Here is an 11,062-nt window from a genome sequence, read left to right as displayed (position 1 = left end):
AACGCCCGGTCCCATTCCGAACCCGGAAGCTAAGCCCTCCAGCGCCGATGGTACTGCACTCGACAGGGTGTGGGAGAGTAGGACACCGCCGAACACAACATCCCAAAATACCCCTGACCTCACGGTCAGGGGTATTTTGCATTCGAAACCACCACCAACACAACACAATCGAAAGAACGCGTCCGCACTGTGTACCGCGCTGGATTCGTGTGGCACAGTCGTGTTCGATGAAACTTCCCGTCGACGGCCAGCGCGTCCACAAGGTTCTGCTCGATTTCGACCTGACCATCGAACTCGCCAGCGGTGCCACTGTCGCGTTCAGTGAAGTCGTCGTGGATGATCTTGTCGTCGACGAAGACAATCAATTCGAGGGACTCAGGGCGTTCGCCATGTTGCTCGGTCTCGTCTGCGATGATGCCGACTTCGACGAATCCGGAGTTCTCCGTCTGACTTTCGACGGACGGACGCGAGTTGTGGCCCATCCACGACCCGAGGTCGAGTCGTGGGAATTCTGTGCGGCCGACGGGTCGACCGTGCTGTGTGGTGCCGAGGGCACCGTCGAATCGTGGCCGGCACCGCCGCACCGAAGCGACGAAGTATCCACTCGGGAGGGTCTGCCCTCGATCGGTGCGACCGTCGTTCGTATATCTACCGGCGACGATGCTTCCGTAGAATTCTCCGACGGAACTTGCCTGAATTTCGATCTACCGCTCGACGCGGGTTACTTGGTGCTTCGGGAGAGCGTTACTTCTAGTTCCGAGGCGGGCGGGGACTGGGTCGTCGAGTTGTCGTCGGGGCACGTCATCTTCTACCGACCACGGACCACATAGGGCTTGCCGAACTGAGTTGCGACCCCGTCCGAGTAGAGCACCGAGTCGGGTGTTCGAGTACCGACCCCCGGTAGACCCGCAGCGGCAACCAATTGATCCGAGCAGTGGGTCAGTTCCGCGTCCACCAGGGCCCAATGTCGATGCACGTTCGGCACGTACAGCAGGCGTTCGCCCAGCGCGGTGTGCAGTCCCCACCGTGCGGTGAGGAAGACCGCCAGCGGGTCGTCGGACATGTCGCGTGTGCCCCGGACGATGCCGAAGTCTGTCGTCGCACCGCGCTTCGGCGGTGCCAGCCGCCGGCTTCGGTAGGAAATTGTTCGCTGGTCGTCGTCGATATCGATCGATGCCCACCGGTAGGGGATGCGTGCGGCATTGGTGCCCACGACGACTGCGAGTCGGGTCGCCTCGAGGGAGCGAAAGACGACACCGCGTCGGCCTTCTGCGTCGATCGAGTACAGCCGTACATTGATCTCGCCGAAGGTCCCGAAGTACGGCACCGGGTGCCGATATCCGAGACCGGCGCCGACCATGTGGAACCCGATGAGACCGACCCACGACGAACCGTCGAACTCGTCCGGTACGCACCCGTCCGGTAACAGCGGCACGACGACCGAACTCGGTACTCGCCAGTGCAGGAAGACGAGTCGTTCCCACCGCTGGTCCATCAGAATCGGACGAGGCAACAGCGGTGGCCGGGGCCAGAGGCGTCGGGCATCGTCGCGGTTCATGTACTCGAGGGTAGGCGCGCCACGTCAGGAGGCGGTGAATCTGGCGTGCACGCTGGCGGAGATCGTGATGTTCTCGGGCTTCAGGGCGAACGCGGCGGGCCCGGATTGTGCGGCAAGCATGCGGTGGGACGGCTCGGTGACGCCGCGTTCGGCAGACCCCGTCAGCAGTCCGGGATCGGCAACGGCCACGGCCTTCACATTCACCCTTCCCAGGCTCGACGCATAGGCCTCTGCCTTGGACACAGCATCCTGCACTGCACGTTCGCGGACCTCATGGGTGTGGGCTTTCCTGCTCGGTTCGGTGAGGTCCCAGTCGAAGTGGTCGATCGAGACCCCTTCGAGAGCGGATGCCGCGTACACGAAGGCATCCACCAGGTCGAGTTGGCTGAACTTCACTTCGACGGACGCTTCGGCCTGATAGACGTACGGAAGTTGTTCGCCGTCCTGATTGAACGGGCGGTGACGGGAACGCCGAACCTGATCGATGGTCCATCGATCGATCGGCCCGTGTTCACTGTTGTAGAGGGGTTCGATGAGGCGAGTGAGCTCACGTACGAGTTGCCCCGCAGGCTCCGACGCGGACTCGGCGCTGCGGCCGTCGGTACGCACCGTCAGGGACAACGTGCATTGTTCGGGTGGGTAGGTCACCTCGCCGTGACCGACGACGGTGATGTCGAGTGCTTCCGGGCTCATGGCGTCCAGTCTGGCATCCGGGCACGGGGATTCATCGAATCTCAACACTGCTGGCCGACGCGTCAGGTGCGGAGGACAATCGGGTCATGCTCCCTGTTCTCGATCTCGAGTCGTCCGAAGACGACCCACACACCTTCCGACAGGCTCTGCGAGAGGCCGCCCACGATTCGGGTTTCTTCTACCTCGTCGGACACGGCATCGGCACCGACCGGATGGCCGACGTGTTGCGTTCGGCGCGGGCATTCTTCGCGGTGCCCGACGCCGTCAAGGACGAGATCAGTCAACTGAAGAGCCCACACTTTCGCGGCTATTCGCGAGTGGGCGGCGAGCTGACCAACGGTCGGGTCGATTGGCGCGAGCAGATCGACATCGGTCCCGAGCGGCCGGCGATCGAGCATGCGCAGGGCTACTGGAATCTGCAAGGACCGAACCTGTGGCCGTCCGAACCCGAGGGCTTCCGCGAGACGTTCGAGCAGTGGGAGCGATCGGTGTCGCAGATCGGACTCGCGCTGCTCCGACATTGGGCGGCCTCTCTCGGCGCGGACGAGCACGTGTTCGACGACGCGTTCGGCACCGCGCCGGCAACGTTGATGAAAGTCGTGCGCTACCCGGGGACGCCGGATCACTCACAGGGTGTGGGTGCGCACAAGGATTCTGGGGTGTTGACGCTGCTCCTGGTCGAACCGGACTCGGCCGGTTTGCAGGTGGAGACGACCACGGATACCTGGGTCGATGTGCCGCCTCTGGAGGGCGCATTCATCGTCAACATCGGTGAGCTGTTGGAAGTGGCGACGGGCGGCTACCTTTGCGCGACGCGGCATCGGGTGATCGCCCCCGGGCCGGGCACCGACCGGGTATCGGTGCCGTACTTCCTCAGTCCCGCACTCGATGCCGTCGTACCGATCATCACGCTGCCACCGGAATTGGCACAGCACTCACGTGGCGTCGAGGACGATCCCGACAACCCCATCTACGACACCTACGGGGCGAACGCCTGGAAATCCCGGACGCGCGCACATCCCGACGTGGCGCTGTTACACCACGGCATCGTTCCCGCTGGGCACAGCTCCGCTCAGTGACGCTGTCTGCGACCCTCATTCGAGGCGCGCCACTGTGCCCAGGCACCGGTGCCCCACAGCGCCCACACGATCAGAAGAGGTTGGAACAGCAGTCGGATGCCGCGTGCGGCATCGGAGTCGAGACCGAACGCGTCGGTGTGCGTGACGAATTGAGAGATGTTTCCTGGGAAGACGGCGACGAAGAAGGCGGCCACCACCCATCCCACGAGTGCTGAGCGAGCAGTCCAGAACAGGAGAGCAAGACCGAGAACGATCTCGACGACGCCCGAAGCCAGGACGACGAAGTCGGTGTCGACGGGCATCCATGTCGGTACCTGGGCCGCGAAGGTGCTGCGTGCCCAGAACAGATGGCTCAGACCGGCGAAGACGAGAAATGCTCCCAGCACGATCCGGCCGATGGTCCGAGATATCGATTTCGTCATTGCGCCATGAGACACCACGGGCACACTGGTGACCATGACCGGGACCACCACGACCGAGCATGCGTCGACCGATGCCACTCGGCGGCGCTGGGTACTGCACGTCGATCTCGACCAATTCATCGCAGCGGTCGAGGTGCTGAGGAACCCCGACCTCGTGGGCAAAGCCGTCGTGGTCGGCGGCAGGGGAGATCCGACCGAGCGTGGGGTGGTGTCGACGGCGTCCTACGAGGCGCGGGCGAAGGGCGTCGGATCCGGAATGCCGCTGCGGATCGCAGCGAAGAAGATTCCCGACGCCGTCTTTCTTCCCGTCGACAAGCCGGCATACGACGAGGCGTCGGCGGCGGTGATGGACACGTTGCGTTCCCTCGGGGTGGTGGTGGAGGTGATCGGCTGGGACGAGGCCTTCCTGGGCGTCGAGACCGACGATCCGAGGACATTCGCCAGGACCGTGCACGACGCGGTGTTCGATGCGACCGGGCTGCATTGCTCGGTCGGGATCGGGGACAACAAGCTTCGAGCGAAGATCGCCACCGATTTCGACAAGCCTCAGGGTATCTACCAACTCACCCAGGACAATTGGTACGAGGTGATGGGAGAGCGCGGCACCGATGCGCTGTGGGGAATCGGCAAGAAGATCTCCACCCGGCTTGCTGCACTCGGTATCACCACCGTCCGTGAATTGGCCGATGCGGACGACGCAGACCTTGCCGCGGCGTTCGGGCCGAAGATCGGGCCGTGGCTCGGTACGAAGGGTAGGGGGATCGAGCTGTCCCCGGTGACATCCGAACCGTGGGTCGCGCGATCACACAGTCGGGAAGTCACGTTCCAGACCAACGTCGCCGACTGGACCGTGATCAGGGACGAGGTCGCGAATTTGACGTCGAAGGTGCTCGCAGACATCGAAAGCGAGAACCGACCTGCGGTCCGCGCAGCATTGAAGATCCGGTATGCCCCGTTCGCGACGCATACCGTCAGCGCGCCGATCGCGGGCCCGCCAACCTTCGATGCAGCGACTCTCACGTCGGCCGCGGTGGCCCTGGTGGACCGGCTCGACCACAGTCGAGAGGTTCGCTTGATCGGTGTGCGACTGGAAATGGTTCCGCCGCAACCGAAACCAGCGTCCTAGGTCACTTTCGGCCGGCAGCCCACTTCATTCCCCAGCCGTACTTCTTGTCGAGATCGGCTTGGCTGCCCTGGATGTACTCCACCTCGCGCGTCACGGTGATCCCGGCGGACGTGTTCTGCAGCAACGCGATCGAGCAGATCCGTGCCGAGTTCTCGGCCGAGTCCAGGCGAACCTCCACCTGTGGACCGCTGGTGGGGTACAGGGTCACCACGCCGTCGACCGCAGCCCAGTTGGGCGCGCCGTCGTAAATCATCGCGAAGATCAGAATGCGCGTGAATTTGTCGGGGTCGGCGAGATTGATGTGCATGTTCTCTCCGCCGCTGACCGAGCCCGAGCGGTCGTCGCCGTCGAGCGCGATGAACGGCGGCTGCTGCAACGACCCGAAGCTGTTTCCCAGTGCCTGAACGACGCCCTTGGAACCGTCGCGCAGCTCGTAGAGGCAGCCGAGGTCGAGGTCGACCCCTCCGGTGCCGTACGACGCGGCGGCCAGCTTCGCCAGAAAGCCCTTCTTCTTCGGTTGCGCGGCAGGTGCCCCGCTCGACCAGTTGAGATTCACCCGCATCGACCCCTGCTTCTCACCGGACTTGGTCAAACTGATGGTGGGCGACGCCTTGGACAGCGTCACCTTGCTCAGGTTGACCGACGCGGCGGGCTGGGCTGGCTGGGAGGGCTTGCGGGTGTAGTCGATGGCCATCGTGGAGCCTTCCGAAACGGTCGAGTTCCGGATCGCGATGTCCGGTTTGGGCGGTCCGTCGAGAATAACCGCAACCGGAGTCGACGACGTGGGCCGGGCGTGCACTATGGAGTTCTCACGTTCGAAACCGAAAGGAACCGATGAACCCGGTCGTAGAGGTCGCGCAAGGGAAACTCAGTGGTCGCACAGTTGCGGGGGTGAGCGCCTTCAAGGGAATCCCGTACGCAGCACCGCCCTTCGGTGCACACCGCTTTCAGGCACCACAGCAACCCGAGTCGTGGGAGGGCGTCCGGCAGGCCACCGAATTCGGCCCGACGGCTCCCAAGCCCGGATTTCCCAGCCCGATCGACCAGATTCTGTCCGAGGTGGCGATCGACGGAGACGATTGCCTGAACTTGAATGTCTGGACGCCCGACGTCGAGGCTGCGGGCTTGCCGGTACTGGTATGGATTCACGGTGGTTCGTTCACCAACGGCAGCGGCGCGGTACCCACGTACGACGGCACCGCGTTCGCCCGCGACGGAATCGTGTGCGTCACCATCAACTACCGATTGGGCGTCGACGGATTCCTGGCGATCGACGGAGCGCCCGCCAACCGCGGTCTGCTGGATCAGGTTGCGGCGCTCGAATGGGTGGCCGCCAACATTACGGCGTTCGGCGGCGACCCCGCTCAGGTGACGATTGCGGGGGAGTCGGCGGGCGCGATGAGTGTGGGCACGCTGCTGTCGATGCCACGCGCGAAGGGGCTGTTTCGCCGCGCCATCCTGCAGAGCGGCGGCGGGCACCACGTACTGACGGAGGAGACCGCGAAGAAGGTCACCGCGGCGTTGGCGTCGGACCTCGGTGTGGAACCCACCGTCGACGGCTTCGGTTCGGTGCCGGTGGCGGACTTGACGGCCGCGCAGACCGCGCTGTCGAATCGTATTGCCAAGCAACCCGATCCGCGTCTGTGGGGCGAGCTGGTCCTCAACGTCATGGCGTACGAGCCGCACATCGACGGGGACGTGGTGCCGGCCCGGCCGATCGATGCGATCGCCGCTGGCTCCACCGCAGACGTCGAGATCATGGTCGGATCCAACTCCGACGAACATGCGCTGTTCTTCGTACCCAGCGGGGTGTTCCGGCACATCGACGAGAATCTGCTGCGAATGGCCATGGCGGGCATGGGCGCCGACGCAGACCGGGTGCTCGAGCTCTACCGCGCCGACACACCCGACGCCACCGCAGGTGAGGTCATGATGGCCGCGATGACCGACTGGTTCTTCCGAATTCCTGTCATCCGTATTGCCGAGGCTCGTTCGGGTTCCGCGACGTATATGTACGAATTCGCCTGGCCGTCACCGTCGTACGAGGGCAAGCTGGGTGCCTGCCACGCAATCGAGATCCCGTTCGTCTTCGACAACCTCGCCGAGGGCACCGGAGGTTTGCTCCTCGGGCCGAACCCTCCGCAGAAACTCGCCGACCGGACTCACCGCGCCTGGGTGGACTTCGTCACGGCAGGCGATCCGGGCTGGGCCCCGTACGGGTCGGAGCGAACGGTCATGACGTTCGACGAGGATTCGGCTTCGGTGCAGGATCCTCGTGCGGCGCAGCGAGAGCTGTGGGACAAGATCCGGTAGACGACAGCACCGGTGGTACATGCCGTACCACCGGTGCCGTATCTGGATCAGGGGCGCGGAACGTTACGCAGGTTCGACTTCGCCATCCGAACTGCTTCTCCTACACCGCCGTTGAGGACCACCTTGCTCATCGCGAGCGCGAAGCCCTTGAGCTGCTCGCCGGTGAGAGTCGGCGGCACCGACAGTGCCAGCGGATCGGTGATCAGTTGCACCAGAGCGGGCCCGTCCGTGGCGAACGCGGTTTCGAGTGCGCCGCGAATATCACCCGGCTGGTCTACGCGCTGCGCGTGAATGCCCGCAGCCTTGGCGATTCCGGTGTAGTCGACCTGTGGCACGTCTACACCGAAGTCGGGGAGGCCGTCGACGAGCATCTCGGCCTTGACCATGCCCAGGGTCGAGTTGTCGAACATGACGATCTTCACCGGCAACTTGTACATCGCCACGGTGAGGAGTTCGGAGAGCATCATCGAGAATCCACCGTCACCCGAGATGGAGACGACCTGACGGCCTGGGTGCGCGAACTGCGCCCCGATGGCGTGCGGTAGCGCGTTGGCCATCGAGCCGTGCAGCATCGACGCGACGAAAGCTCTTCTGCCGGTGGGGTTGATGTATCGGGCGGTCCACACGTTGCACATACCGGTGTCGGTGGTGAACACGGCATCGTCGTCGGCCAGATCGTCGAGCACGGACGCGGCGAACTCGGGATGGATCGGGACGAGCTCCTCGGCATTGCGGGTGTACGCGCCGACTGTCTTGCCCATCAGATCGTTGTGCTTGTCCAACCACTTCTCTGCGTACCGGCGATCGGTCTTGCGAGTGACCAACGGAGCCAACGCGTTCAGAGTTGCACGCACGTCTCCGTGGATGGGGTACTTCACCGAAGTACGGCGGCCCAACTTGGTCGGATCGATGTCGATCTGCGCGGTCGCGACATCCTCGGGAAGAAACTGTTGGTACGGAAAGTCGGTGCCGAGCAGGATCAACAGATCCGCGTCGTGGATACCGGCGTGCGCAGCTCCGTAGCCGAGCAGACCGGTCATGCCGACGTCGTACGGGTTGTCGTACTGGATGAACTCCTTGCCGCGCAACGAATGTCCGACGGGAGCGCCGATGGTGTCCGCGAATGCGACGACCTCGTCATGGGCACCTTTGACGCCGTAGCCGGCGAAGATCGCGACCTTCTCGGCATTGTTGATGGCGTCGGCCAGCTGTTGGGTGTCGGCGGCGGGCGGAGTGACGACGGGAGTCGACGGAATGGCGATGGGATCCATTGCGCCGGCAGCGGACAGCTCGGCGATGTCACCGGGGAGCGTCACCACCGATACTCCGCCGCCGGTGATCGCTGCGTTGATCGCAGCGCGGAAGACGCGCGGTGCTTGCTCGGCGGTGGAGACGAACTCGTTGTACAGCGAGCATTCGACGAACAGGCGATCGGGGTGCGTCTCCTGGAAGTACCCCGACCCGATCTCGCTGCTGGGAATGTGGGATGCGATCGCGAGAACCGGTGCGCCGGAACGGTGTGCGTCGAACAGCCCGTTGATCAGATGCAGGTTACCCGGTCCGCAGGAGCCGGCGCACACGGCGAGGGTGCCGGTGGTCTGCGCGTCCGCCGATGCCGCGAACGCCGCGGCTTCCTCGTGGCGAACATGGATCCAGTCGATGCCGCCCTTGGCCGCTCCTCCGGTCCGACGCACCGCGTCGACCACCGGGTTGAGACTGTCGCCGACGATTCCGTAGATGCGCCGTACTCCGGCGTCGACGAGTCCGCGAACGAGTTGATCGGCCACTGTGGTGGACATAGTTTTTCTCCTCGGATGTAGTAGCGCGCCTCGGGGTCGATGTGCCCTGTGCGCATTCTCGACGCCTTCCCTGCGCCGAGGGTGTACGAAACATAGAAGTGCAGCGCGATCACTACCGCAAGAGCAAAGCCCAGGTAGAGGCCCGTCGCGATCTCCGTCACGTGGCGAAATTCCTGCCAGCACTCATCGAAGACTGGGGCTGTCCTGACGTGCTGTCTGCCGATGGCGACATTTAAATGAACAGGCTCTGTACAGGTTCATTCTTGGGATGTACGGTACTGACATGACCGAGCCCGCTATGACTCAGCGCACACCGGAACGCGCACGGCACAAGCGCCAACAGGTACTCGCCTCGCTCAAGAACACCATCGAGTCCGGCGATATCCCCTCAGGCTCGTTTTTGCCCGGAGAGAACGACCTTGCCCGTGAGTTCTCTGTCAGTCGCGGAACCATCCGATCGGCGCTCAGCGAATTGGAAGAACAGAACCTCATCCAAAAGCGCAGCGGCATAGGATCACTCGTCACATTCGATGGTCATCAGATCGAGACTGCGGACGGATGGGCGCGGGCCCTGTCCTCCGCGGGCGTCGAGATGCACACCCGCACTCTCCGGGTCGAGCGCATCGTCGACCCCGAGTTGGCAGCCGAGGCCGGTACTTCCACGCTGAACTTCGTTGCCGTCGACCGAGTGCGGCACGTGGTAGACGGGCGACCGGTGTCGCTGGAGCGTAGCCGTGTTCCGGCGCTCGGTTCGCTTGCGGACCTGCCCGAGAACGGATTGCTCGGAGAATCGCTGACGGCAACCTTGAGGTCTGCGGGGCTCGTGGCTGCCAGCGGCGAGCAATGGGTCTCGGTGGTTCCCGTCGACGCGGCCGATGCAGCCGTTCTCGAAGTCCCGGTGGGCACCCCGTACCTGCACAGCATTCGTGTCAGTCGAGACGCGTCGGGTCGGTTCGTCGAGAAGGTCGTCAGCCTGCTCGCGCCCGACCGCTTCCGGCTCCATCTCACTTTCAATTCCTGACCGATGACCCCACTCTCTGCGAGGACTGTTTCGATGTCTGCTTCACGCGATCGCGCCCTCGGGGCTTTCTATGGCCTGGCGCTGGGAGACGCGCTGGGAATGCCGACACAATCGATGTGCCGCTGGGACATTGCTGAGGATTACGGCCAACTACGCGGATTCGTCGCCGCCGGTCCCCGTCAGCGGATCGCGCACGGCATGTCGGCGGGCTCGATCACCGACGACACCGAGCAGGCGATCATGTTGGCCCAGTTGATCATCGACGGTGACGGTAGGGTCGATCCCTCGGCTTTCGCCCACGCCTTGATCGCGTGGGAGTCCGAGATGTCCGCGCGCGGATCGTTGGATCTGCTCGGACCGTCGACCAAGCGAGCTGTGGAACGCATACTCGACGGCGCGGACCCGAACGAGGCGGGCAAGTTCGGCAGCACCAACGGTGCGGCCATGCGAATAACGCCCGCGGCAATTGCGGCATCGTTGGACGGCGGTATCGCGCCATTCGTCGACGCGATCTACAGTTGCAGCTTCGTCACCCACAATACGTCTCTCGGAATAGCCTCCGCCGCAGCGGTTGCCGGAGCCGTCAGCGCCGGGATCGAGGGTGCGGAATTGCACGAGGCGGTCGACATCGGTGTCGCCGCGGCCACCGAGGGGGCTACCCGTGGGTATTGGGTCGCCGGTGGAAACATCGCAGCCCGTATTCGTTGGGCAGTCGAGCTGGTAGGGAAATCCACCGACCGGCACATCACGGACACAGTGGCAGACGTCATCGGCACCTCCGTCGCGTCACAGGAATCAGTGGTAGCGGCCTTCGCTCTGGCCGTTGCGTACGACGACCCTTGGGACGTCGTACTGGCAGCCGCCACCATCGGCGGCGACACCGACACGATCGCAGCAATAGCCGGCGCAATTCGCGGCGCCGTCGGCGGCTTGGCAGCGTGGCCCGGCGAAGCGATACGAACGGTAACCGACGTGAACAAGCTCGATCTGGAGCCCATCGTCGATCGACTGCTTGCTCTCCGTAACACGAACTGACACAGTTCGACTCACC

The 11,062-nt window shown here is 64.0% G+C and carries 11 protein-coding genes and 1 rRNA gene; 7 read left to right on the top strand and 5 right to left on the bottom strand.

The window, feature by feature from the left end:
• Together rrf and CH268_RS13160 are read left to right on the top strand one after the other, a co-directional pair.
• A 5S ribosomal RNA gene (gene rrf, locus CH268_RS13165) occupies nucleotides 1-94 on the top strand; the annotation flags it as partial.
• Nucleotides 95-227: 133 nt separating this feature from the next.
• The gene (locus CH268_RS13160; protein WP_094664521.1) at nucleotides 228-830 is read left to right on the top strand and encodes a DUF6188 family protein; all 603 of its coding nucleotides are present in this window, start codon (nucleotides 228-230) and stop codon (nucleotides 828-830) included.
• Here the strand turns inward: CH268_RS13160 and CH268_RS13155 are convergent.
• Together CH268_RS13155 and CH268_RS13150 are read right to left on the bottom strand one after the other, a co-directional pair.
• Nucleotides 809-1,558, bottom strand: a complete 750-nt coding sequence (locus tag CH268_RS13155; RefSeq protein WP_255182385.1) for a YqjF family protein — start codon at nucleotides 1,556-1,558, stop codon at nucleotides 809-811. The two genes, CH268_RS13160 and CH268_RS13155, sit on opposite strands and share 22 nt — an antisense overlap.
• A gap of 24 nt (nucleotides 1,559-1,582) precedes the next feature.
• Nucleotides 1,583-2,251 (bottom strand): SIMPL domain-containing protein, encoded by a 669-nt coding sequence (locus tag CH268_RS13150; protein WP_094664519.1) that lies wholly within the window; start codon nucleotides 2,249-2,251, stop codon nucleotides 1,583-1,585.
• 86 nt (nucleotides 2,252-2,337) lie between these two features.
• Between CH268_RS13150 and CH268_RS13145 the strand changes: the two genes are divergently transcribed.
• Nucleotides 2,338-3,330 (top strand): isopenicillin N synthase family dioxygenase, encoded by a 993-nt coding sequence (locus tag CH268_RS13145; protein ID WP_094664560.1) that lies wholly within the window; start codon nucleotides 2,338-2,340, stop codon nucleotides 3,328-3,330.
• On the opposite strand, the gene CH268_RS13140 is transcribed toward CH268_RS13145, so the two are convergent.
• A complete protein-coding gene (locus tag CH268_RS13140; RefSeq protein ID WP_094664558.1) occupies nucleotides 3,324-3,752 on the bottom strand; it encodes a DoxX family protein in 429 nt (142 codons plus the stop codon). The two genes, CH268_RS13145 and CH268_RS13140, sit on opposite strands and share 7 nt — an antisense overlap.
• 34 nt (nucleotides 3,753-3,786) lie before the next feature.
• Here CH268_RS13140 and CH268_RS13135 point away from each other — a divergent pair, with 34 nt between their 5' ends.
• Nucleotides 3,787-4,878 carry a DNA polymerase IV gene (locus tag CH268_RS13135; protein ID WP_094664556.1) on the top strand — a complete coding sequence of 364 codons (1,092 nt, stop codon included), beginning with the start codon at nucleotides 3,787-3,789 and terminating at the stop codon, nucleotides 4,876-4,878.
• 1 nt (nucleotide 4,879) lies between these two features.
• Here CH268_RS13135 and CH268_RS13130 read toward each other — a convergent pair whose 3' ends face one another.
• The gene (locus CH268_RS13130; RefSeq protein ID WP_032369113.1) at nucleotides 4,880-5,572 is read right to left on the bottom strand and encodes a TerD family protein; all 693 of its coding nucleotides are present in this window, start codon (nucleotides 5,570-5,572) and stop codon (nucleotides 4,880-4,882) included.
• A 140-nt stretch (nucleotides 5,573-5,712) separates the two neighbouring features.
• On the opposite strand from CH268_RS13130, the gene CH268_RS13125 reads away from it, so the two are divergent.
• The gene (locus CH268_RS13125; protein WP_094664517.1) at nucleotides 5,713-7,191 is read left to right on the top strand and encodes a carboxylesterase/lipase family protein; all 1,479 of its coding nucleotides are present in this window, start codon (nucleotides 5,713-5,715) and stop codon (nucleotides 7,189-7,191) included.
• Between the two features lie 47 nt (nucleotides 7,192-7,238).
• Here CH268_RS13125 and CH268_RS13120 read toward each other — a convergent pair whose 3' ends face one another.
• Nucleotides 7,239-8,990, bottom strand: a complete 1,752-nt coding sequence (locus CH268_RS13120; protein ID WP_094664515.1) for a pyruvate dehydrogenase — start codon at nucleotides 8,988-8,990, stop codon at nucleotides 7,239-7,241.
• A gap of 283 nt (nucleotides 8,991-9,273) precedes the next feature.
• Here CH268_RS13120 and CH268_RS13115 point away from each other — a divergent pair, with 283 nt between their 5' ends.
• Complete coding sequence (locus CH268_RS13115) at nucleotides 9,274-10,011, top strand: GntR family transcriptional regulator (RefSeq protein WP_209205438.1); 738 nt, start codon at nucleotides 9,274-9,276, stop codon at nucleotides 10,009-10,011.
• 33 nt (nucleotides 10,012-10,044) lie between these two features.
• Entirely contained in the window at nucleotides 10,045-11,046 is a 1,002-nt protein-coding gene (locus CH268_RS13110) for an ADP-ribosylglycohydrolase family protein (protein ID WP_094664511.1), read from the top strand.
• The last annotated feature ends 16 nt before the right edge of the window (nucleotides 11,047-11,062 follow it).

Origin of the sequence: Rhodococcus sp. 06-1460-1B (genome assembly GCF_002258475.1) — a bacterium.
In the GTDB taxonomy this organism is placed as follows: domain Bacteria; phylum Actinomycetota; class Actinomycetes; order Mycobacteriales; family Mycobacteriaceae; genus Rhodococcoides; species Rhodococcoides fascians.
The sequence above is the reverse complement of the archived record's forward strand: the minus strand, read 5'-3'. Positions and strand labels throughout refer to the sequence as shown.

Bases quoted from the DNA above. Each gene is read 5' to 3' on its own strand.
- CH268_RS13115 (WP_209205438.1), top strand. From the start codon at position 9,274: ATGACCGAGCCCGCTATGACTCAGCGCACACCGGAACGCGCACGGCAC.
- CH268_RS13110 (WP_094664511.1), top strand. From the start codon at position 10,045: ATGTCTGCTTCACGCGATCGCGCCCTCGGGGCTTTCTATGGCCTGGCG.
- CH268_RS13120 (WP_094664515.1), bottom strand. From the start codon at position 8,990: ATGTCCACCACAGTGGCCGATCAACTCGTTCGCGGACTCGTCGACGCC.
- CH268_RS13150 (WP_094664519.1), bottom strand. From the start codon at position 2,251: ATGAGCCCGGAAGCACTCGACATCACCGTCGTCGGTCACGGCGAGGTG.
- CH268_RS13145 (WP_094664560.1), top strand. From the start codon at position 2,338: ATGCTCCCTGTTCTCGATCTCGAGTCGTCCGAAGACGACCCACACACC.
- CH268_RS13155 (WP_255182385.1), bottom strand. From the start codon at position 1,558: ATGAACCGCGACGATGCCCGACGCCTCTGGCCCCGGCCACCGCTGTTG.
- CH268_RS13160 (WP_094664521.1), top strand. From the start codon at position 228: ATGAAACTTCCCGTCGACGGCCAGCGCGTCCACAAGGTTCTGCTCGAT.
- CH268_RS13130 (WP_032369113.1), bottom strand. From the start codon at position 5,572: ATGGCCATCGACTACACCCGCAAGCCCTCCCAGCCAGCCCAGCCCGCC.
- CH268_RS13125 (WP_094664517.1), top strand. From the start codon at position 5,713: ATGAACCCGGTCGTAGAGGTCGCGCAAGGGAAACTCAGTGGTCGCACA.
- CH268_RS13140 (WP_094664558.1), bottom strand. From the start codon at position 3,752: ATGACGAAATCGATATCTCGGACCATCGGCCGGATCGTGCTGGGAGCA.
- CH268_RS13135 (WP_094664556.1), top strand. From the start codon at position 3,787: ATGACCGGGACCACCACGACCGAGCATGCGTCGACCGATGCCACTCGG.